The organism is Bacillus cereus group sp. BfR-BA-01382, assembly GCF_022663475.1.
Taxonomy (GTDB): Bacteria; Bacillota; Bacilli; order Bacillales; family Bacillaceae_G; genus Bacillus_A; species Bacillus_A thuringiensis_S.
In genome coordinates this window covers 36,601-59,980 of record NZ_JAKUFQ010000021.1, presented here as the reverse complement: position 1 = coordinate 59,980, position 23,380 = coordinate 36,601, and the positions used below count along the sequence as shown (strand labels likewise).

The following is a 23,380-nucleotide window of genomic DNA, read 5'->3' as shown; positions in this document are numbered from 1 at the left end:
CTTCCCTCCTAACACACTTACTTAGAAGAAAAGGTTCATTAAAATAATCTCTAACTCAAGTTACATGTAAAAATAAATAAACCGATAGTGCCTTTTATATCTCCAAATAATTCATTTTTGTTTGCATACCAGTAATATTTTTATGAAACCAATTAAGAGTCTCCCATGACCTCTTTCTATTCGTATAATCAGTTTCCTGAACCTCAAATACAATTCCTATGTTTTTATCCAAAGTATTGTTCTTCACTTTTAATAAAGTTTCATGTAATAAACTTTCATCAATAGATCCATTAGCCGGATTCTCTCCCTCATAGCAACGTATCTCACTATAAGGAATCGTTAAATGCTTAAAAGAACTAAAATGAAAATGTTTAATATAATCCATTAAGCTTAAATACTTATGAAAATCCTTATATTCAATTTCTTCTTGCCTTAATAATTTAGAAATACCTAAACGTGTAAGATAGGTTATAGACCAATGACATATATCCCATGTTATTCCAACGTTAGATAACTCCAGATTAACCAAATCAGTAAAATCTTCGGGATATATAAATATAGGATCAAAATCATCGCCCAAGTTTCCAATAATGGGTAGGTTTTCAACGCCAATCCATATATCAGTCCCTTTTATTTCCTCATCTAGCATATTAAAGAACTCTATAATCCTTTTTCTATTATCTAGAAGATTATAGTTTTGAAATTCCGCGACATTCATGAATTGATTAGCATGCACTGTTATACCTGATGCATTATACTTTATAGCAAGGTTAATAAATTCATATAGTTGCTTTTTAATAAATTCATCATTGAGATAGTCTGCATTATCAGTAGGAAAATGCAGCGTTAACAAGGATGGATTAAGGGTTTGAACAAAAGACAGGACCTCAGAAAACCTTTTTGTATATGAGTTATCAAATAAAGATGTCCCATCAAAAATATTTGCTTCTAATCCATAGCCTTTTTCAACCCATTTTAAGTCAATCTGTTTACTATCTAAACCAAAGAACGGGACCTGTGGTATTAACATATTCTCTTCACCTACCATGTCCCCCTTACTAACATAAATGCCTCAGCCGCTTGGTATCCAGATTTGGCACCCCATACAAATGCGTTATGTCTCATTGCTTCTATAGAGCGTGGATGAGGAAATTCCCTTAACTCAGATTCATAATGTCTCATCGCACTTAATTTCTCCTCCAAATGATCTTCAATATTCACAAAATAATTAGGAAGAAACTTATCTTTTTCATTATAATTCCACTCTGTAGAAGATAAAGTTTCATATGCAAATACCCATTTGATATTAGTATCTGGCAGAGGGCGTGTCGCTGTCATTACTGCTCTGTAAACAACAGTATGATCAATATTTATATCTCCACCATATTGAGTATAAATAATTGTAGGATTTATTTTTTTAATGTGATTTTCAATCTCTTTCACTACATCAAGTAAGGGTAATGTATCAAGACGATTATCAGGGAAATCTAGTCTTGCAAAACTTTTTACACCAAGTGTAGTACATGCCCCCTCTGTTTCTTTATAAGATAAGTTCTTAACCTCTAAATCTAGCTCTTTATATTCTTTAGCTCTAGAAGATTTTCCCTCTGCAAGTATTACAACATGTACATCATCACCTTGTTTCACATGTTTCGCTATTGTTCCACCAACACCAATTATTTCATCATCCGGATGAGCGGCAAATACAAGTACATTCATAAAATTTTAGACTCCTTTAATTAATTTTTCTGTTTCCTTTGGTCCACAATTTAGTAAAATATCTAAAATAGATAAATGTGGTATAAATTCCCCAAATAATTGCTTGTAGGAATAATCCCTTATTCTTTGGTAGATAATTTCTATATTTTCATTCTCAAAATCATTTTCGTCTAAATAATCTTGCCCTAAACTTCCAGAATAATAAGTACTGGCATTAAATTTCTGACACAACTCTAATACAAAATCACTTTTCTTACCTGTAATCCCCTCTAAATCTGATACATAATATAGTTCCGTATCAATGTTTAATTCACGGATAATAAAATGAATAAAATTCATGTTCATATCATTTAAATTAATCCAATCTTCCGAATAAAAATTTTCTAAATAATCCTTATATACATTAAAGTAAGGTGCATTAGAATAATTAATTCTTATTGCTTTCCAATGCTTCCGTTCCCAATCTTGAGTATTGTCTATCTTTAACTTATTAAATGGAATTTCTTTATAATTCTTCATTTGTATTGGAACAGTTAACCAAGACGCTCCTTGTGAAGTTTTAATACGATTCCTATTTAAAAAACCTTTTTTTTCAAATTGTGCTATATCATGAAATACAAACACATCTGATTTATGAATTTTTTCAAAAAAACCATACCAAGGTAAATAACTTGGTTGGTGGCCACTAATAATCATAGTTTAAATCCTTTCTTTTAAACAAAAACATTTTTTCAAAGCTGCCCCCCAGTATATCTTAGGTCTAGCAATCCCTTTATTATGTGAATATCCTAAATCCGCATACTTTAATTTATTATGAATTGCTAATTCAAACGCATCATTTAGTAGTAAATATGAAGATTGTGAATTTTTCCCTTCGGTATTGTTAATGTTAATCCAATAATATAAAACCTTTTTATCCATTATAAAAATGCTGGAACTAATTAATTCTTCTTCTAAGAATGCCCCTAAGAAAAGGATTTTTTCTTGCAAATTAAGAACTAAATGATAAAAAAACTCTCTACTAAATGAATAACTCGCTCCTATACTTGTATTATGTTCTTGATATAATTGGTAAAACTCATCTAATTCCGCTACAGTTATAGGACGAACTTCAACATTCTGTTTACGTGCATACCTAACACTTGTCCTAGCTTTTCCAGAACACGATGTCCATAAATCCTCAAACCTATTTGGTAGATCTAGCATATAAGTTTCTTTATAATCCCACTTTTCTTTACTATAACTTTGAAAAGGATTTATCGTTATAGGTAATAAAAGCTTTTGAATTTTATTTTCAAACTTCTTATTTATTATGGATTCATAAACTGAAAAATCTATTTTATCTTGGCCAATTATTATTGGACCTCCATAACCAATTAAACTTCCCAAAAGCCTACCATCCTGTACATACATAGGAGTTAAAACTACTGTATCTCGTGTTTCTATTAGTACTGGGAAAAATTGAACACCAGGTAATAATTCCATTAACTTTCCCCATTCGTAACTATGAAATACAGAACCATTGTATTCTTCCATACAGGCATCCCAATATTGGGCGTCAGTACATATTTCGATTTCCATATAATCACCTTTTAATTCTTATTCTCTAAATATTTCAGAATTTGACTACATATATACTTAAGGTCCTTATTCACTAAAGGATATTTAAAAGGTATTGATAATACCCTTGGCCATAAATAATCTATATTTTCTGACTCAGTTGCGTACTTCGAAAAAATAGGGATCTCACTCAGGGGTAAGTAATTCCAACAAGTTTGTATACCTTTTTCCGCTAAATGTACAGAACACTCATATCTATCAGATGATTCTTTGAATATAATGGTAAAATAGTTTAAATAAACATTCTGAGCTGAAAATATAATCTTAACGCCATACTTTTCTTCAATTACCTGCAGCATTGTATAACACAGACTAGCGTTGCATATATTTATTTCTAAAATCTTCTTTGTTTTCTGTAGGTGTTTATCAATTAACAATGAACGTACTATAGACATTCTTTTTGGATTTATAACTTCCGTTTTCTCCGGTAAAGAATCTAATTTACTATTATTATAGGAGGGCAGAATCTCTAATTTCCTCCAATAATTAGTAAATAAACTCAGTACTCTACTCTTTTTTATTTTTATAGCCAATTGTGTTTTTAAATGATTCTTATAATCTAAAATTACTTCTTCCTTCTTTTCTTCACCCATGTCACATAATTCACTTATTGTACGATTAAGAAGTAACGCTCCTCCCCCAATACTTGGGATCGGTTTAGTTCCCCCAAAACTTAAAATACCAATGTCGCCTAAACTACCAACTGGCTTTCCATTTTGATAAGAAAACATTGCTTGTGCAGCATCATCGATGATATAAATATTATTTTCTCTAGCCCAGTCAATAATTTCTAAATCGTCATGACATCCATACAAGTGCGTAAGAATAATTGCCTTTGTATTAGCATTCCAATGTTTTTTTATTTTATTAAGAGAAATTGAATGATTAGTGTTTAAATCAATTAATACAGGTTTTGCTCCCACCGTTAATATTGCTTCTATTACATTAGGACAATTAAAGTTTGATAGAATTACTTCATCTCCCTTTGCCACTTTTAAGTACTTTAAACCAACTACTAATGCAGATGTACCGCTATTAGTTAATACAATTTCTGCATCCGGATAAAGAGCTTGAAGACTTTTTTTAAGTTTAGAATCATTAGGTCTATATACACTTTTCAAAAAAAATACATGATCAGATATACTCCAAGGAGAAGAATATATGGGATACTTAATTTTCTTTGGATTCTTAGGATATAGATACTGTGTTTCCATACTTCTCCCCTATTATTATCTCTAGTCCTTTATCTAATGAAATAATTGGTTGATAGTTTAAAAATAATTTAGCTTTCTCTATTGAAGGGATTCTTCTAAAGATTTCAATGCTAGAATTTCGGACTCCCTCTTCACCTAAATCAAGAAATTTAATTTTACTTTTATTGCCCATTAATTCATTAATTTTTATTGCTAGTTCTTCCATAGATATAGGTTTGTTATTGCCAATATTAAAATCTGCAAAGTTTTCTCCTTCATATTCAAAGGCTAGTATAGTTCCGTTAACAATATCACTTATATAACTAAAACATCTAATTTGCTGTCCATCTCCATAAATAGTAATATCTTCACCACTATGAGCTTGTTTTAAAAACTTAGAAATTACAAAGTTATCATTTTGTTGTGAACCGTATACATTAAAATAACGAACCACTCTAATTTTTAAACTATTACTAGCGTATTCTTTCAAATAATCTTCGGACATTAATTTAGCTTTTCCATAAGCTGATTTTGGAATTTTAATATCATTTTCTTTAAACGGAACACTCACTCCATCCCCATATACCTCCGAACTGGAAGAAAACAATAATTTTTCTATGCCATTTTCGTTACAAACCTGTACAATATTTTTCGTGCCTTCAAAGTTCACCCTCACTACATCTTCTTCATTTAAACGGCAATTATCAACACCCACTAATGCAGCTAAATGGATTACCCCATCGACATCAATAAGATTTTCTCTTAATGTTGCAATATCTAAAATATCAATTTCTTTAAAAGGAACATCAATACTTGGTTTAAATTTATCAAATATAACTACTTCATACCCCCTTGCTAGTAACTCCTTTGTAACATGCTTACCAATAAATCCGCTGCCACCAATAACCCCAATTTTCATAAATATTTACCTCCCTATTTTTAATTGATATAGACTTTTTAAAGACGTTATAATATGTTCAACCTCATTGTCTGTAAGAGCACTATACAGTGGTAATGAAATAATTTGATTAAATATCTCTTCCGTTTTAGGTAAATATACGTTAAATCTCTCTTCATAATACGGATGCATGTGAACAGGAATAAAGTGAACACTTAGCCCAATGTTTCTCTTTTTCATTTCTTGAATTACCTGATCTCTACTAACAGGAGAATTAGAATTAATTTTTATAACAAATAAATGCCATGCGTGTTTTACACTTGGATTGTTAGTATAATTAGGTAACGTTATATACTCTTGAACCTCTTTTAATTCCTCTTGGTACCTTTCAGCTATTCTCTTGCGTTTTTCAATCATTTCATCAGCTCTTTTTAACTGACTAATACCCAAACTAGCTTGTAGATCCATCATGTTATATTTAAACCCAGGTAATAGAACATCATAACGCCAGCTTCCTTCTTCACCATAACGATTCCATGCATTTTTGGTGATACCATGCCAACCATATAATCTAGCTTTTTCAGCAATCGATTCATTTTTAGTGACTAACGCTCCACCTTCACCTGTTGTTATATTTTTTGTGGCATAAAAACTGAAACAAATAACATCTCCATGTGTACCAATTAAAGTATTATCATATTTTGTTCCTAATGCATGCGCTGCATCCTCTATCAAAAACAGTCCGTATTCTTTACATAGTTTTTGAAGTTCTTTTAATTTAGCCGGATATCCAGCAAAGTGAACTGCAATAATTGCTTTCGTTTTTTTAGTGATTTTTCTTTTAACATCTTGAAGATCAAGACATAAATTCTCTTCATCTATATCTACAAATACAGGTTTTGCACCTACATGCATAATAACGTTTACACTTGAACAAAAAGTAAAACTTGGAACTATTACTTCGTCTTCTAATCCAACTCCCAGAGACAGTAATGCTAAATGTAATGCGGCAGTCCCTGAATTACAACTTACTACATGTTCAGTATTCAGATATTCTTTTAAATTCTCTTCAAACTCTATCACTTTTGGCCCCTTTGAAAGCCATCCAGATTTAAGGGCAGAAACTACCCTATCTATATCTTCATCATTGATTTCCGGTCGATAAAAAGGAATAAACTCTACCATGTAATCACCTACAAACTTATAATATTTTTTTTATATACTGATTCATCTTTAAATATGTTTCTTGTGTCTAAAATTAAACAATTTACCTCGTTAAGCAATTTAAAATTAATGCAATCATGATCCGTATGAACAATAATTAAAGTGTATTTGTCTAATTGACTTAGGTTTAAATCTATAGATTTTTTCAATGTGTTATCGCCCACAATGAGTTCCTCTATAAACGGATCGTAATAATCCACGTTATAGTCTTCTATCATTAAATCATTCATAATATCCAAAGCTGGCGATTCCCTAGCATCATTAACATTCTTTTTATATGCAACACCAACCATAAGAATATCCTTACCATCTTTATCATCTAGTAACTGTAGTGCTCTATTAAGAACGTACTTAGGCATGTTTTCATTAATTTCTCTTGCCACATCAATCATTTTTGTTGCTAAATCCTTATTATTTGCAATCCACTTAAAATAAATAGGATCAATCGGAATACAGTGTCCTCCTACGCCAGGGCCAGGATAGAATTTTTGAAATCCAAATGGCTTAGTTCCTGAGGCATCAATTACTTCCCAAATATTTATGTTTAACTCATTACAAATTTGTGTCATTTCATTAATAAAAGCGATATTTATAAAACGATACGTATTTTCTAATAACTTAGCTGTCTCTGCTACTTCTGGACTGCTTACCTTATGAATATCCTTAATTAAGTTACTATAGAAAGCTGCTGCACAATCGGTACAATTAGATGTAACTCCACCTACGATTTTTATAATATCTTGAATTGAAAACGATTGATTTGCAGGATCGATTCGCTCTGGAGAGTATGCTACAAATATATCTACACCAATTTTAAAATTAGTTTTCTGTTCTAATTTGTATAAAACTTCTTCTCTTGTAGTACCTGGATAAGTAGTACTTTCTAAGATAATTAATGTACCTTTTTTAATGTATTTAACTATTTCATCAACTGCTGAATGAATATATGTTAAATCTGGTTGTTTACTAGTTCTTTCTAATGGTGTAGGAACACATATAACTACAACATCACATTCGTTTATATAATCCATTTCTGTACTAACAAAAAATCTATTTGTATGTAAAGCATCTTGGATTTCAGTATCTTGAATATCACTGATATAGCTTATTCCACGTTCTAGTTTTCTTATTTTTACTGAGTTTTTATCAAAACCTCTTACCGCATAACCTACTTCTAAACATTTAAGAGCCGATGGTAGTCCAACATAACCTAGGCCTACATATCCAATACACGCATTTTTATTTGCAATTTTTTCAACTACTAAACTTTTAGTTTCATTATTTAATACTGTGACCATTACTTATCACTTCCCCAAAAGATTTGATATTAAAATGCTTACTAGCAAATAATAACTGTGCGTTCTAAAATCCCATGGATGCATATAAAATACTGAATTAGCAACAAACTACATTTTTGGCACTATCAATCCTCCTAATTTAATAAACATCTAAATTTGTAGAAATTCATGCGAAATATCAAGATGTAATTTATATCTATAATATTCACACGTTATTTTTTGGGATTCAATTGATATTTTTCTATTTTTTTACTTTCTCAATATATAATAATATTTATAATTCAGAAAATTCTTTTTTAAAAAACCAAATATTTTTATATCATTAAAACAATATAATAGTTGTTATATCTACATTTAGTACGATTTTCATCCTTGAATAAAGAAAAAATTATGCTTATAATTATCCAATAAATCCTATTTTTTAGTGATTTAAATGAACATTTAACCATAACTAAAATGGATGAGTTTCATATTTTTTACTTTTCATTAAAATTAATGGAAAAAAATCTATCTGAATTATAAAAAACAATTTGAAATATATTCAAATTGTTGACATAACAGATGAATTTATTAACACTTGTTGATTTTGTAATAATTCTCAAATACATAAACTCCTTAATGCTACCCAAAAATCATAATGACGCTTTACATCAAAAAAATTGCAACCCTCTACATTTAATGGGGGTTGCGATTTTTATGTACAAATAATTTTTATAAATTTTGCGTTAACCTAATCATATCCATACATTGAATACCATTTTCATATATTTCTTCATTATAATTTCGTAAGAAAAAGTCCTTATCCACACTGGTTATTCTAAAACCACATTTTTGATAAAGGCCTAGTTGCATTAAACTAGAATTTCCTGTGCCTATTTCTATAGTTTTATATTCTTCTTTTTTAGCATAGTCTATAGCAAACCCAAGTAAATATTTCCCATATCCTTTTCCTTGCTCTTTTTCGGAAACTGCTATATTTATAATCTCAATCGTTTCTGTTCGGGTAGGAATTAAAATCATAATACCTACAGTAACAGCACCTTTTTTTAAAACAAAACAATCTCCCTTTTTAAGATATCCATTAACTACTTCTGTTGAGGGATCAGCTAGTAACAATAACTCCATTTCTTCCATGTTAATACTTGTACTTTTTTCTATACTAATTCCATCCACATTATTTAATTCCATTTCTAACATCCTCCCAATCAATATTTTCAATTAATATCTTAAATGAATTCCTTCTTATAAGACAATATCAAAAACAATATTAATGTTTTTTAATAGACAGGGTGCTGGGAAATCTTTTTGAATTTTATAGAATGAATATAATGAAATATAATAAAGACTATAAATTTTCCACTTTAAATTCACTTAATCCGTATAATAGGTATGTTATTTTATTTCTGTTTTTTCATTTCTTCTTGCCATGTAGCACCAACACCACCTGATGGTGTATTCCACCGGTCTTCTTGTCGTTTAATACGCTCCATGTCTGCATCGCTCGGCTTAAATCCTTCTACTTCCTTATGTTGCTGTTCCTTATTATGATATTGTTCAACTTCTTTATTATTAGGTTTACAATTGGTAGTAGCTTCTTCGGGCTTATTATCTGCCTTTATACCTGCTGTACTAGATGCGGGCTTATCATTCGTTTCAATATTCTTGCCTTCGTTTATTTGAGGCTTGTAATTATTTGGATTATTCTCATTAGATTGCACGCCTACGTTTTTCTCTTCAGCCCAAAGATTATTTTTTTCACCCCATCCAACAGGAATAACTGAATACATTTTGTTATCTTGACCAACATAATCCGCACCAAGTAACTAATCATTTCATATTTATTTTTTTATTTACTTTTGTTGGAAACTCGTCTATCTTCACATCTTCCCAAGCTATTGCACTTTTTTTCAGTGTAATATACATGTAGAAATACTTCTTTACGAAGATTCAAGTTGTACCGCATGTATCATCTCACTATTTACAAAATAAAGTTAGGCTCAAAATTCTTACACTTGAACAACTGTTTTGTTTTCATACCGTTTATAAGCCTTTGTAGAGGAATAGTATTAGTATGTCCAAGTTTGATAACTTTTTTTCACCAAAACCTACAACTGATCTCATCACTACCATATCTTTATCAGTAATTATCTTCATTGTGGGTTCTTAAATTATACTATTTTCATAACATATGCAGAAGAAATATAACCTACTTGTTTTTAATCTGCCGTTTTAAATAGTGCGTTCTAAAAAACTACTCTTCTTCTAAAATAGCGTAATAATATTCATCCCACCATTCATTCCCATGTGGTATACACTTCCTAAAATAGCCTTCTCTTCTCATTCCAATCTTCTCCATCACTCGATATGATGGAATATTTTGTGGCTGACATGTAGCTATAATCCTATGTAATTTCATTTCCTTAAAGCCATATTTCAATGTAGCTTGTGCTGCTTCAGAAGCATATCCTTTATTGAAGTATTTTGGATTGAACACCCAACCAATCTCATATGTATGCTCACCAAAATATTTATGAAAAACTATATGACCAATCAGAATATCTTTATTAATTAATACTACAGGAAAGTTCTTAGCGTTTTCACCAATGTTTTCATTCACAAAGTTCCTTGTATTTTCTTCAGTAAAAACCCCTTCAGGTATGTATTTCATAACATTGATATCTGATGTATACTCATGAACAGCTTGCCAATCTTTGAACTCAAATTTTCGTATTAATAATCTTTCTGTTTTTATAAACATTTACTTTTCCCCCTCAAAAAATTGCAACTATATTTAAAATCCACTTTTAACCCTTAAAACAAAAAGAACTTGCAGGAATCTCTACAAGTTTTTTTATTTTAAGGTGAAAATACGGGCCAAACAAACTATCTTACAGCTTGACTTTAGAAACTTTAGGGGTAATGCTTTGACAAATATACTATATAACAAATATTGACATCCACGGAATTTATTTTTGAAAATTTTGTGAATTAAGAAAGAAAGTAGTTTTTTTCTTAGATATTATTGTTAATAACTGATGGTATCATTATATTTCATTCTGCAACTTATTTAGAAGAGATATGTACATTTCGAAGAAGTTCTTCAATAAGTTTTGTTTTTTCATTTACCTTTGTGGCATATGTGAAATCACCATAACAATATGGATACCTAAAATTATTTTTATTTCCACCACAAGTATACATCGCTGGATTTTGATCAACCTTCATCTTAGAAAACGTTTTGGCTGAATCCTCCGAGTGTTGTTTAACTTCTTGACTAGCAATAAAATCAATATACCCTGGCCCCATATTATAGCTTTGAATAATTGTATCCATGCTAACATCCTTGTCCGTTCCATATTTGTACATTTTAGCAAAGTGTTTTACCCCTTGTTTAATGCTCAAGCTTGTCTCTTGAATTTCATTTGGTTTTAATCCAAGTGATTCGGATGACTGCATAGGGTCGTTTCCCTCACCTCTACTCTCTTGGTACATAATTCCTAATAAAACTGCAGTTTTCTCTCCTAAATTATATTTTTCTAATTCTTTTTTTAAGGTAGACTCATATTGCAATACACGTTTTTCGGTGGCTAGTGCTTTATTTTGTTGAATATTGGTTTTATGATTAAAATAAAGCATTCCAAGTATTATTCCTAAGCCTAAAATACTAATAAGGAACACTTTTATAATTTGTTTTTTACTTGTATCCTTCATATATTCCTCCTCGTATAAAAAATTCAATTTTTCAAAGGTAATTGGTTATTTACAAACTATGTAATGAACATCTATCTCCCGCCCTTTTTAGACTCAAACATCAATACTTTAAGGTTTCAAGTTTAATATAAAAATTTAAAGATAAGGTAAAGATAAGATAAAGATAAGATAAAGGGCATTTTTTATACGTACTTTAAAAGATATTGGTACAAAGGGATATGTGGGGAAATTTGTTGATACAAAAGGAATTAGTAATAATGGAAAGGTTAACGTACAAATTATTAATTATGGAAATATCATTCCAGAAGATCTACCCTATCTTTTCAATATACTTCATATAAAAAATTACAACATAACATATAATAAAAAACGGCAAACCCTCGACGTAGGAGAATCCACCATCACAAATAAATGATTATTTCACACCTAGTTTTTTTTTTACTTTCTTAGGAAGCTCGTCTTCCTGCACTTCCTCCCAAGCTGTTACACCTTTTTTATCTAAATGATATACACGTAGGAATAGACCTACGCTACCTTCTTTCTTCACCTTCCCATAGAATTTGTTAACATTATCATCTTTCTCCTAACTAACATCTGTTACTTTTACTAATTTCATATGAGAAATCCCCTCCAAATGTACACACTAAGAATGAGATTTGATAGAAGATGCTTGTCTACATTTTGACTTTTCCAAAATACGAATAATATACCATTCGTTAATGGTCTGATTCGACTTTTCCTATTGAAACTGGAATATTTGGTCAAATATATTAAACACGCAAATAACTTGATATCGTATCTCATGATTTTTAAGAATAATTCTGTTTTTCATTGTAGTAGTAAGGTTGTTTATCTCATATTGAATTACCTTTCATTTTTCTTACAAGCTCGCAATGTTTTTGAAAATACAGTTTATAAAGCCGAGAATTATGATTTTTTCAGAGATAGCATTGAGGGGTTTTTCATATGCACTGTACTATACTCCCGTACAGGTTTCATTTACAATTCATTGTATTTTCTTTACCGTTCACCAAGTTAAAATGGAACAAATTTATTACTTAGAGTGTCTATTATGTGTATTCCTAAAAATATGAAAGGACTTATTATTCCCAAAAGTAAAGTGATGTAAAAAAAGTGTGTATTGAAATACTTCATTTAAATGTTACGAGTTTAATACTTTCACAGGTAAACTATTACAAGTGTAAGCAAAAAAGAAACACCCTAAACAGTAACCGTTCATTCATATAAACGCTTTGGTTCTGCTTATCCTGTTAAAATTCAACTTCAGAAGTATTGGTATCCAACACCCACTTTAATTAACATCGGTATTTAAAATACCAAAACAAAATCCATATATTGTTGAAAGAGGTTGAAAATTCATGTACGTTTTAAACAAGTTCTTTACCTACAAAAAGATTGTACCTGTCGTATTACTTTCATGTGTAACACTAATAGGGTGTTCTAATAGTAATACTCCATCTGAACCACCTAAGCAAACAAAACAAATAAAGCAAATTAAACAAGAAAATACAGGTCATGATTCTTTTGCTAAGCTTGAAAAAGAATATAATGCTAAGCTTGGTATTTATGCTCTGGATACAGGTACAAATCAAACTGTTGCTTATCATCCAAATGATCGTTTTGCATTTGCCTCTACATCTAAATCATTAGCAGCGGGAGCTCTTTTACGTCAGAACTCAATAGAAGCTCTTGATGAAAGGATTACGTATACGCGTGAAGACCTTTCTAATTATAATCCAATTACAGAAAAGCATGTGGATACAGGAATGACGTTAAAAGAACTTGCAGATGCTTCTGTTCGATATAGTGACAGTACGGCACATAATTTAATTCTTAAAAAATTAGGTGGTCCATCCGCATTTGAAAAAATCTTGAGAGAAACAGGAGATACGGTTACTAAATCTGAACGATTTGAACCTGAATTAAATGAAGTACATCCTGGAGAAACGCGCGATACCAGTACACCAGAAGCGATCGCTAAGACACTTCAATCATTTACATTAGGATCTGCACTTCCAACAGAGAAACGTGAATTATTAGTAGATTGGATGAAGAGAAATACGACTGGTGATAAGTTGATTCGTGCGGGCGTACCAAAAGGATGGGAAGTAGCTGATAAAACAGGCGCAGGATCTTATGGAACAAGGAATGATATTGCGATTATTTGGCCACCAAACAAAAAGCCAATTGTTCTTGCCATCCTTTCTAATCATGATAAAGAAGATGCAGAATATAATGATAAGCTTATTGCTGACGCGACTAAAGTTGTATTAGATACTTTAAAAGTTACGAATAAAAACTAATAAATTAATAGTTTTCCGTGTTAGGGAGTATATTCTCTGATAAGAGTAACCATACATGAACGTCAAATGATGTTAGAAAACGAAAAAACACGCAGTTCCATTTGGAATTGCGTGTTTTTATTTTGCTAATTTATTGGGGATAACCGCTTGTGTCATCCAGTGCTGATTGGATTGCACATGGTCTTTTCGAACAAATTTCCCTACGGATTTTGAAAAATCATTATAGTGAAACGCATCCGTTAATCTAAGTACATACCCTTCCTGAATCCCTCCAAAGAGTGAAGTACCGTTGTAGCACGAACGAATTACCTTTTCATTATAAGGGCCACGATATAACACTGGAACGTGTGCAAGGCCTAACTTTTTACACCATGCAACTGTTGCATCCCACGATAAACATTCATTTTTCTCATTCCATATTGAAAAGACATAAAAATAGGAAGTCAGTGCTGTGTAGTGAATGCTATGACAAGCATATACATTTTCACCACATATACGCCATCCTTCTGGAATTCTATACCCCATACTTCCTTGTAACGTTTTTACCCATGTTCTCGATGGGTGATGACCACTTGATAACGACCTTGCATGAATAGCATCTTTATAAAGGGATGTATTTTCACCATCTAACTTTTCTAGTACGATTACTTCTTGAGTTTCAAATCCGTCCATATTTTGTAGAACACGGTCATCACTTGTTACCCCTATCGACCAAGGAACGTGCAATGTTCGTGGATATTTACAAGCATTTTTTCCCTTCTCTACTTCGCAAATGCATCTGCATCTGCATCTCGGAAAAAATATAATTTCGTAAGCATCTCATCACCGCAGTAATGATAGATTTCACGTGCTGCCTCTTCCCCGCCATGTAACATCTTCATATGAAACTCTGTAATCATTAATACTTTCTCAATAAACTCCTATTCGAAACCAAGTTCCATTAAAAAGTGGCAAGCGATGTGAGTACTGACATATTCGTGACCATAATACGAATGGTACCCTTTGAGCTTTTTAAATACACGGCAAAACGGTTTACCTGTATCATGGAATGCTGCAGCACTTTGCAGAAGAAATAAATCTTCCCCTACATAATTCTCTGTTAAATGAGCGTATACCATATATGTGTGCTGACATAATGGTAAGGAATGATAGGGGTTTCCTTGATTATATTGAAACATATCAGAAAAGAACGGGATGTTCTTCATGACAAATTGAACACCACACCCATGCGTCTCCTCCTGTTTCACCATTACAGTTTACTCTAAGTCCCGCTTTACTTGTTCGTTTATGGTTTCTTGTAGTTCGAATAAGACGATGCACAATCCGCTCTGATTTTATGTAATCTATTAGCTTGAATCGTTACTTAAATATAAAGGGTTTCTCGGAAACCTATCCTTTTTTTCCTAAGGCAGTGTAAATCGTAACCTCTGAATAACTCATGAATATCTTTATACCAATTGTGATATCTACAATTTTCTCCCCAAGCAGCAATCAACATATTTTCCATTAAAGTTTTTTATTTCCAATATTTCATCTAACTTCGTACGATTAATTACTTCCTGTAGTAGTCTTTCTACTGTATCTATTTTTATCTCATTTGGTTTTCTCAATATTTTTCACTTCTATTTTTTGATTGTTATGACTGGCACCTGCTCGGTGTCGGAAAATTCACTGTAACCATAATAAAGTAGAAAAAACAATAAAATAATTGTCCAAATAAATATAAAAACTTTATAACTATACTTCATATGAAAAACCTCATTTTCCCTATATAAGTGAATGTACATACACCTTATAAATCCAATTACATAAATTATTGGATATTTTAGCAGTAGAGAATCATTAAGTATTAGAAATTGTTATTCATAAACATATCCAAGAAATCTTCTAAAAAATATCATCTAGGCATTTTAACATTTTATCAAAATGCACAGATAATATTTTTACGTTTAGCTAAGTAATGCTTTTTATGTAATAAATCCTTATCTCTATTTCACCTTAATGTTTATATGTACAAGAGTCTGTGTAGCAACTAGACTGTACTTTAAATATGTACTAAATTGTGTGTGGGAAAGGAAGCACATTTTATTTAAAGTTTTTACTTTAAACCCCTTAATTAGTTGGTAGTCTTCTTCATTCAGACAGAAAGGAAATTTAAAGTGTGCACTTATTTTCAACTCAGACTCTTTACTACACACACTCCTATACACATAAAACATCTATAAATTTCGTAACATTACAGAAACAACAAGAAACATTAACGAAACAATAATAACATTAAGTAATAGTTTTGTAACACAAATGTAACACAATGTATTTAATCGTACAATACTTTTTTAGCTAATTATCAACAAAGTTCTGTTAATATCGTTCAAATTTAATAATGTTCCCATAAAGTATTACATATTGCTTGTGAAATGATTTTTCAAAATATAACGAATCATACCATGATGGAGGAATATTAATTCAATTTAAAAATAAATGGATTGATATCTTTCTAGCTTTTGTATCCCAATCATGTTGTAGAGCGGATTATGGTTATCCAATTAATGTAGGTGACCATGCACAAGCTAAGCCTTCTAAATAATTACTGTACCTAAAAAAAACAAGTAATTATACTTGTTTTTTTAGTTTACTTTCCAATATCGAAACAGTTTTATGTGCTTTCTTTTCCTGTCTACATTGGATGCATATCTTACTAAAGATAGCTTCTATTTTTTTTATGATTCTAGTGAAGTAATTAATTGCTGACGTTCTTTATCTCTATAAATTTTCATTTCATGTTTAAACTCGTAATTTCCTACTTCAAATCTAGCCCATTCCTTACTTGTCCAATATACTACATTTACATTTTCTCTTAAGATTGCAGAACACACATCCACTAATTCATCTTCGTAAAATGGAGCCTCTTTTGCTAATTCAAAAGCAAGCACTTTTGGATCCTTAGTTTTAATTTGAAGTTCCCTAGAGGTTTGCCCTAAATACTGCCATGGTGATGGTATTGATTGAACTTGGGCATTTCCCCTATCTTGAAACTGTGATGGAGAATCATTTGTTGAAGCAAATGTAGGTTTACTTACTCCTATTGCTGTTCCTAAAAAAATAGAACCAATAATAAGTTTTTTAATCATTTTTTCAGCTCCTTTAATAATTTTGGATATGCTTCATTTTTATACCACGTTCATGGTCATGTAAATGAAGAAAATTTGACATAATTATGCATTTTTCTTAAAAAATGCATATTAATTACGCACCTTAAATTTACCCAAAAACAAAATTATTGGTTTAATGAAACTTTTTTGTCATAAGTATACACTTTTTGTATAAAAATTAGTTTTTAAAATATTTGCATACTTATTGATAAAGCTTCCTGCTATCCGTTATTCGAAGCCAGTTTATCTCCACCTACTCACTTCGCATTCCTTGAAGAAGGAATCCTCTTGACTAAAATGATAAAAAAAGTTGGGGATTCCCCCAACTTTTTAATACGTCTATTGTCTGATTAAACCTGTAGATGTAACCCGATATGTTCTTTTCTTTCCTATATATTCCTGTTTTCCATTCTCAAGGTTAGTTAAAGTCGCTCGTGTTTTTTCCTTCGCCACTTCCCCTTCTATATGAGTAAATTCTATATAATCTCCCTCTTTTACAGGTACTGTTTGGGTTTCAGCATTTTGTTGTCTATTTCCTATAATTTCCTTATTGTACAAAACGCTACCAGATGAATTCTGGACTTTAATACTTGCATATGTGCTATTGAAATAAGAATGCGGCACACCAGCTTCTAATTTGATTTTCAGCTCTTCTGCTGTTTTATTATAATCTACTTTTGCAATTTCTCGATCACTATATCCTTTTAGGGACCATGCAAATTGTTTTCCATCTAGAATTGTTGTCTCTGGCATTTTTTCTACTTTCTTTAATCCCTCTTTTGTAACCTCATACCTTGCTGACTTTCCAATAGTCTCATTTTTATTATTTTCAAGATTCGTTAATGTTGCGCGTGTTTTTTCCTTTGCTGCTTCCCCTTCTATATGAGTGAATTCTAAATAATCTCCTACTTTTACAGGTACTGTTTGGGTTTCAGCATTTTGTTGTCTATTTCCCATAATTTCCTTATTGTACAAAACGCTACCAGATGAATTCTGGACTTTAATACTTGCATATGTGCTATTGAAATAAGAATGCGGCACACCAGCTTCTAATTTGATTTTCAGCTCTTCTGCTGTTTTATTATAATCTACTTTTGCAATTTCTCGATCACTATATCCTTTTAGGGACCATGCAAATTGGTTCCCTACTAAAATATCAGAATTTTCATTTGTAATTTCTACTTTTTTCTCTACAGTTCGATCAAATATGTCTGTTAATGTAATTTTAGCAAAAGCCGTTTGAGGCAATTGCATAGTTTGACTTACCTCAGTTTTGTAAGACTTAATATTATCGATTACTTTCAAAGGTTGTCCCATTAACTTTTCATTGTCATAGATTTCAATTTTCCCTTTAAACTGTGGAGTACTTTGTTCTTTCAATTTCCATGAAACATTTAATTTTCCATCTTCAAAGCGAGTATTTTGAATATCAAAATCTAAATTTCCCATTTCTGGTTGACTAGGCTGATTTATATTAAAGGTTTTTCCAGTACCAATAGTTGATTGAGTATTTCCTCCTGCCCTAACCCATAGATATTCTGAAGTTGCTCCTCCATCGTATTGATAGGACGTATCATGTTGCCCAGAGATACGCTGATTATTCCAAGAATTCCATTGTTTATCTGAAACTTTTCTGCTGTATCCATTTTTAAGACGTGCTTCTCTTACATCTTGTCCATTACCAGCCCAGTCCTCTTGAAACATCGATAAACCATAGTTAAATGCCACATTTGCAACTGGATGATCCATAATAGCAACTAACTTCCATTGATTTAATTTATTATCTTTTATCCACTGGCCAAACTTTGTATGGCCATCTTCTTGCCAAGAACGTAGAGTCATTCGATACCATTCACTATCTTTCCAATTATAAGTTGTTTGTACCTTTAGACCTGTTCCTTCTCCACCAAATCTACTGGCTTCTGAAGTCGGCGATAAATATTCAGCTTTTATTGCTTGGTTTGATGCTATTGGATCCCAAAGCGCAAAGTGAAGGGTACGTTTACCGAATTGATCAAAACCACTTTGTTGTTGGAAGCCCGCATAACCACCACCTTCTCCTCCCTGATTCCAGTTATGCACAGCCCAATATGTATAAGGTGCTGTTTGGACTGGTGACCAGTCTATGCTAATAATATCTGAAGCAGCAGTATTCTGTGGTGTTACATAAACTGATGGGGCATGAGATCGGGTTGCTGCCTCTGTACTAGAAATTGGTGCTCCATACATTGACAACATGGTACAAGCCGTTGAAACCATAACAATTTCTTTTATTTTTCCCCTTGTTTTTACTTTAAACATAACTTCCTATCTCCTTTTAAATTATTTTAGTTACATTGAATAATAACCCTATATATCCCTTTAAACAAATTACGTAATAAAGTAACATTAGCTTTAAAATCTAGATATATTTAATGTTTTTTTCACTGCTATTACTAATCAAATTATAGTATTTTGTATTAAAATCGTATGATTTAGGACTAAATATAAAGTGAAAATTTTATAAAATTTCATAAATATGTAGTTTTAGATATTTATGATGAAAGACCCACTAAATAACTTAATTGATTTTATGAAAGATTCCCTTACTTTATTGATTACACTATTAAACCTAGAATTGTTTACCAGAAAAATGTTATGTAAACTTTTAATTTTTCGATTAGAAAAAATAGTTTATCTATTTGCTGATATCTTATCATTAGTTAGAAAGAGCCTACTTAAAAACGTAGACTCCTTTAGGTATCCAAACGTTACATATATAACAAACATAAAAAAATAACATCGAATTCTTCTGTTAGTTTATTTAATATTTAATGACGTAGATAATGTATTCCAAGGTGCATTTGTAGATGTATTTTGATATTTAAATTGCCCATTTTGCTGTCCTGAAGCATCCCATTTATATTCCCATCCATCCACTGTTCTATCCCCATTTATATCAATCATCTTAGAATCTACTTTTTTTAGTTTTTGACCACTCATTTGAGCAATTGGATTTCTACCATATCCCATTTCATTTGTATAAATGTATAAATAGCTCCCTCCGTGATCTTTAGCTGTACTTAAATTATTAGGACCAATAAATTCAACCCCGCCTAATTGAGATTCAACTTTTACCACATTTAATGATGTTAATGGTGGTGCAGGTGCTGCGGATACATCAGTCGCTAAGCCAACTGTTGCTCCCACTAATAATGATGAAACTCCTATAATCATTCTTTTTAGCATACTCTCATCCCCTTTCGATTTAATACAAATTGATTCTATCATAATAATTTCATACATTTCCTTCCCTTTAAAAGAGTTAACAAAAAGTACCTATTTACATATGAAATTGTGCATATTCATTGCTTTTTACCATTTATACTTATCATAAATCATACTAAAGCATAATTAGTTCTCTCCCCTGATTGACTTACTACATTTGGCCCCATCTCAAGGTGACTATTCTAAGAACTAAAAAATGATACATAGTTCACTGGTTTAACAAACAAATAATAGAATTGCAAAGTCAACTTAATTTAAGTTGGCTTTTCCTCTAATATTATAAGCAAGATCCACCACTTGCATCAATTAACTCACCAGTTATCCAACGACTGTCTGATGATGAAAGAAAACCTACAATATCAGCTATATCATTAGGTTCCCCCCACCTATTAAAGGTCGATAAACCTGCAGCATATTTTTGTCCATCTTGGTTGCCCAATGTCTCAGCATTCATTTCTGTGTTAATTATGCCTGGGAGAATTGCATTTACTGTAATACCACGAACACCAAGTTGTTGAGCTAAAGTATGAGTGAGTGTATTTATTGCCCCCTTAGATATACTGTAGGCAAAAACACTTGGGGAGGCTACCCTTGTGACAAAAGACGAAATATTTATAATCCTTCCCCCATCTTTTAAACGTGGCAAAGCCTTCTGAATAATGAAAAATGGAGCTTTCACATTAATATTCATAACCTCATCAAAAGACTCCTCTGTAGATTCCTCTAATGTTAAAACCTGCCCAATTCCAGCGTTGTTTACAAGGATATCAAATGTAGTATTACCTATATATTTTTGAAGAGATTGATCCATCATTGAATACAAGTTATTAATGCCATTAAAAGTACTTAAGTCTGCACGAATCGCAAATGCGGAACCGCCATCTTGTTTAATTTTATCCACTACACTTTCTGCTTCTTCTTTTCTTTTACTATAGTGAACAACGACTAACGCACCAGCATGTGCCAAATGTAATGCAATACTTCGGCCTATTCCTCTACTAGCCCCTGTTACTAATGCAATTTTCCCCTTCAATTTATTCATCTCATCATCCCCTTGTTTAAAAAATTCTACTTAGTTATATCACAAGATACCCTTTGAAATGTTGCTCACTAATTTGATATCCATAAAACCAAAAGGCCCACTCATAATTATAAGAGTCGGCCTTTTCACTTCACATATTCATTTGCTTTACATACAGCCTCTCTAACTGTTGTGTACTTTGTACTAAGTATAATAAGGAATCTTGATGGTATTATAGGTAAAGCCAGCTTAAACTAAAGTTAATTCATGTACATTTTGCTTAGAGTTTCTACCTTTAAACAGTTCGTTTAGGCTTCTATGCATATATTCAACAATATTTCAGCAATGCCTGTATTTTTCATCTTTCATATTTTTGTTTCTTAGGCATGAGCATACTTAGAAAAATCCTAAAAACTAGTTGATAATCTTTTAGAATTTAATTTTCCTATAATACTCTTTGCTATTTCTTCAATATTTTCATTTAGAAAGAAATGACTACCTTCAAAAGAATGAAAAGTACACGTTTTACTTGTATATTGCTTCCATTTTATTACTTGATCATATGTAGTAAATTCATCATTTTTCCCATTAAATATAAGAAAATCAATATCACATGGTTGTATATTATTTTCATGAATATATGTCTCGACAATCTTAAAATCTGCTCTTAAAATAGGGAGAAAAATCTCCATTAATTCTTCTGATTGAAGTACCCCAGATGGTGTACCTCCCATTGCAATAACTTCTCTTTTAAATTGTTCATTAGGAAGATTATATCGGATATTTTTTATTTTACTATTTGGATGGTTTCTACCGGATAAAACAAGAAATTCGGGTAATTCGTTATTAGAACCCTGTATTTTTCTAGCTACTTCATAAGCAATCAAACTCCCCATGCTATGCCCGAATAGAATGTACGGTGAAGCGTCTATTTGCTTAACTATACTAGTGTAGGCATCATTTACGGCCTCTTCCATACCTTGGTACAAGCTTTCTTCAATTCTATATCCTCTACCAGCTAATTCTATCGGGACTACTTCAATATATGGATTAAAGTAATTTTTCCATTTTGCGTAGTTAAACGCAGATCCCCCAGCATGTGGAAAGCAAAAAAGTTTAGTCTTCTGCATTGATTTTCTCCTTACTTTCAAATTTGTATATAGTTTGGCAAATTGTATAAATGTCTTTAATTATTATCTCTTGCGGAAATTCATCTCTTGTTGCACAAGCAGATAACTTATAATTTGGATCAATGTTATATTGTTTAAAGTAAAAGTTTTTAGGTATATTCTTGTATGAAATTGAAGTTCGTGATTCTTTTTTTATAGAGAATGAATTTAATGGGGTATAAAGCCCTTTTCCAATCGTTTTTATATAGCTTTCTTTTAATGTCCATAAATCATAAAAATAATTAATTTTTTCATTAGAATTCATATTAGATATATCATAAAATTCTTCCGCTGAAAAAAATTCTTTTGCTAATTTAAAAGCCTCTATTTCTGAAACTTTTTCTATATCAATACCCACGTTAAAATTAGCAGTAGTACAAACCACCCATTCTCCTGAATGAGACACATTAAAATGAAAGTCAGAAATTTTTTCAACAAAAGGTTTTCCATACTTATTATATATAAATCTAATTTCTTTATTATTAATTTTATACTTTTGGCAGATTAGAGATCGGATTAGTAAATCTCCTATTAGAGTTCTATTAATGTCGCATGAATTTAATAAACGCTTCATTCGTTCTTTCTTCTCATTTGAAACTAAGTTACTAAGTTGCTTAAACAAATGACTTTCAATATTCTTTGGTATTTTCACAGCTTGAATTTGTATAATAAATCACTTCCTTTTTTAAAGAATTACTTCATATATGAACGTTACGGAAATTCAAATTAACTTTATTCTATTGCATATACAATAGAATAGGTGCATATTTACATATCAATGAAA

At 31.2% G+C, this 23,380-nt stretch carries 21 protein-coding genes and 3 pseudogenes; 2 read left to right on the top strand and 22 right to left on the bottom strand.

All coding sequences use genetic code 11. From position 1 onward, the window contains the following. Positions 1-94 precede the first annotated feature (94 nt). The 13 genes and pseudogenes from MR160_RS11530 to MR160_RS34835 all read right to left on the bottom strand — a co-directional run. Complete coding sequence (locus MR160_RS11530) at positions 95-1,030, bottom strand: apurinic/apyrimidinic endonuclease family protein (RefSeq protein WP_003281342.1); 936 nt, start codon at positions 1,028-1,030, stop codon at positions 95-97. A gap of 11 nt (positions 1,031-1,041) precedes the next feature. Continuing rightward, on the bottom strand, positions 1,042-1,719 hold the full coding sequence (locus MR160_RS11525) for a PIG-L deacetylase family protein (RefSeq protein ID WP_001101895.1): 678 nt from the start codon (positions 1,717-1,719) through the stop codon (positions 1,042-1,044). A gap of 6 nt (positions 1,720-1,725) precedes the next feature. Beyond that, on the bottom strand, positions 1,726-2,415 hold the full coding sequence (locus tag MR160_RS11520) for a WbqC family protein (RefSeq protein WP_000587149.1): 690 nt from the start codon (positions 2,413-2,415) through the stop codon (positions 1,726-1,728). 3 nt (positions 2,416-2,418) lie between these two features. Further along, positions 2,419-3,300, bottom strand: coding sequence for a GNAT family N-acetyltransferase (locus tag MR160_RS11515; protein ID WP_000401946.1), 882 nt, complete (start codon positions 3,298-3,300; stop codon positions 2,419-2,421). A gap of 11 nt (positions 3,301-3,311) precedes the next feature. Beyond that, the gene (locus MR160_RS11510; protein WP_000449979.1) at positions 3,312-4,553 is read right to left on the bottom strand and encodes an aminotransferase class V-fold PLP-dependent enzyme; all 1,242 of its coding nucleotides are present in this window, start codon (positions 4,551-4,553) and stop codon (positions 3,312-3,314) included. Continuing rightward, the gene (locus MR160_RS11505) at positions 4,528-5,451 is read right to left on the bottom strand and encodes an NAD-dependent epimerase/dehydratase family protein (RefSeq protein ID WP_000690425.1); all 924 of its coding nucleotides are present in this window, start codon (positions 5,449-5,451) and stop codon (positions 4,528-4,530) included. The genes MR160_RS11510 and MR160_RS11505 overlap by 26 nt, the downstream gene beginning before the upstream one ends. A gap of 6 nt (positions 5,452-5,457) precedes the next feature. Beyond that, positions 5,458-6,615 carry a DegT/DnrJ/EryC1/StrS family aminotransferase gene (locus tag MR160_RS11500; RefSeq protein WP_000229112.1) on the bottom strand — a complete coding sequence of 386 codons (1,158 nt, stop codon included), beginning with the start codon at positions 6,613-6,615 and terminating at the stop codon, positions 5,458-5,460. A gap of 8 nt (positions 6,616-6,623) precedes the next feature. After that, positions 6,624-7,952, bottom strand: coding sequence for a nucleotide sugar dehydrogenase (locus MR160_RS11495; RefSeq protein ID WP_000259079.1), 1,329 nt, complete (start codon positions 7,950-7,952; stop codon positions 6,624-6,626). Positions 7,953-8,663: 711 nt separating this feature from the next. Further along, a complete protein-coding gene (locus tag MR160_RS11490) occupies positions 8,664-9,140 on the bottom strand; it encodes a GNAT family N-acetyltransferase (protein WP_000422453.1) in 477 nt (158 codons plus the stop codon). Positions 9,141-9,349: 209 nt separating this feature from the next. Continuing rightward, positions 9,350-9,775: pseudogene (locus tag MR160_RS11485) on the bottom strand (hypothetical protein); the annotation flags it as partial. 428 nt (positions 9,776-10,203) lie between these two features. Continuing rightward, a complete protein-coding gene (locus MR160_RS11480; protein ID WP_000470152.1) occupies positions 10,204-10,710 on the bottom strand; it encodes a GNAT family N-acetyltransferase in 507 nt (168 codons plus the stop codon). A 305-nt stretch (positions 10,711-11,015) separates the two neighbouring features. Next, positions 11,016-11,663, bottom strand: a complete 648-nt coding sequence (locus MR160_RS11475; protein ID WP_000655722.1) for a lysozyme family protein — start codon at positions 11,661-11,663, stop codon at positions 11,016-11,018. Between the two features lie 415 nt (positions 11,664-12,078). Beyond that, positions 12,079-12,183 (bottom strand): annotated as a pseudogene (locus tag MR160_RS34835) (YxeA family protein); the annotation flags it as partial. Positions 12,184-13,042: 859 nt separating this feature from the next. Here MR160_RS34835 and blaIII point away from each other — a divergent pair. Next, complete coding sequence (gene blaIII, locus MR160_RS11470) at positions 13,043-13,987, top strand: class A beta-lactamase BlaIII (protein WP_000289420.1); 945 nt, start codon at positions 13,043-13,045, stop codon at positions 13,985-13,987. A gap of 117 nt (positions 13,988-14,104) precedes the next feature. On the opposite strand, the gene MR160_RS11465 is transcribed toward blaIII, so the two are convergent. The 3 genes from MR160_RS11465 to MR160_RS11455 form a co-directional block, all read right to left on the bottom strand. Next, positions 14,105-14,659: an RNA ligase family protein gene (locus tag MR160_RS11465; protein ID WP_000348600.1), complete on the bottom strand. Its 555-nt coding sequence runs from the start codon at positions 14,657-14,659 to the stop codon at positions 14,105-14,107. A gap of 89 nt (positions 14,660-14,748) precedes the next feature. Next, positions 14,749-14,886 (bottom strand): hypothetical protein, encoded by a 138-nt coding sequence (locus MR160_RS11460; RefSeq protein ID WP_000627208.1) that lies wholly within the window; start codon positions 14,884-14,886, stop codon positions 14,749-14,751. Positions 14,887-14,907: 21 nt separating this feature from the next. Beyond that, complete coding sequence (locus MR160_RS11455; protein WP_000240601.1) at positions 14,908-15,237, bottom strand: HD domain-containing protein; 330 nt, start codon at positions 15,235-15,237, stop codon at positions 14,908-14,910. Between the two features lie 1,181 nt (positions 15,238-16,418). On the opposite strand from MR160_RS11455, the pseudogene MR160_RS11450 reads away from it, so the two are divergent. Then, positions 16,419-16,574 (top strand): annotated as a pseudogene (locus MR160_RS11450) (DUF2278 family protein); the annotation flags it as partial. Between the two features lie 133 nt (positions 16,575-16,707). On the opposite strand, the gene MR160_RS11445 reads toward MR160_RS11450, so the two are convergent. The 6 genes from MR160_RS11445 to MR160_RS11420 form a co-directional block, all read right to left on the bottom strand. Further along, complete coding sequence (locus tag MR160_RS11445) at positions 16,708-17,118, bottom strand: hypothetical protein (RefSeq protein WP_000592185.1); 411 nt, start codon at positions 17,116-17,118, stop codon at positions 16,708-16,710. A gap of 360 nt (positions 17,119-17,478) precedes the next feature. Beyond that, positions 17,479-19,440, bottom strand: a complete 1,962-nt coding sequence (locus tag MR160_RS11440) for a DUF3472 domain-containing protein (RefSeq protein WP_098900524.1) — start codon at positions 19,438-19,440, stop codon at positions 17,479-17,481. A 498-nt stretch (positions 19,441-19,938) separates the two neighbouring features. Beyond that, positions 19,939-20,424, bottom strand: coding sequence for a DUF4879 domain-containing protein (locus tag MR160_RS11435; RefSeq protein ID WP_000272949.1), 486 nt, complete (start codon positions 20,422-20,424; stop codon positions 19,939-19,941). 259 nt (positions 20,425-20,683) lie between these two features. Continuing rightward, a complete protein-coding gene (locus tag MR160_RS11430) occupies positions 20,684-21,448 on the bottom strand; it encodes an SDR family oxidoreductase (RefSeq protein ID WP_001037508.1) in 765 nt (254 codons plus the stop codon). Positions 21,449-21,834: 386 nt separating this feature from the next. Beyond that, on the bottom strand, positions 21,835-22,557 hold the full coding sequence (locus MR160_RS11425) for a thioesterase II family protein (RefSeq protein ID WP_001172926.1): 723 nt from the start codon (positions 22,555-22,557) through the stop codon (positions 21,835-21,837). Then, the gene (locus MR160_RS11420; protein ID WP_000701210.1) at positions 22,544-23,248 is read right to left on the bottom strand and encodes a 4'-phosphopantetheinyl transferase family protein; all 705 of its coding nucleotides are present in this window, start codon (positions 23,246-23,248) and stop codon (positions 22,544-22,546) included. The genes MR160_RS11425 and MR160_RS11420 overlap by 14 nt, the downstream gene beginning before the upstream one ends. Positions 23,249-23,380 lie beyond the last annotated feature (132 nt).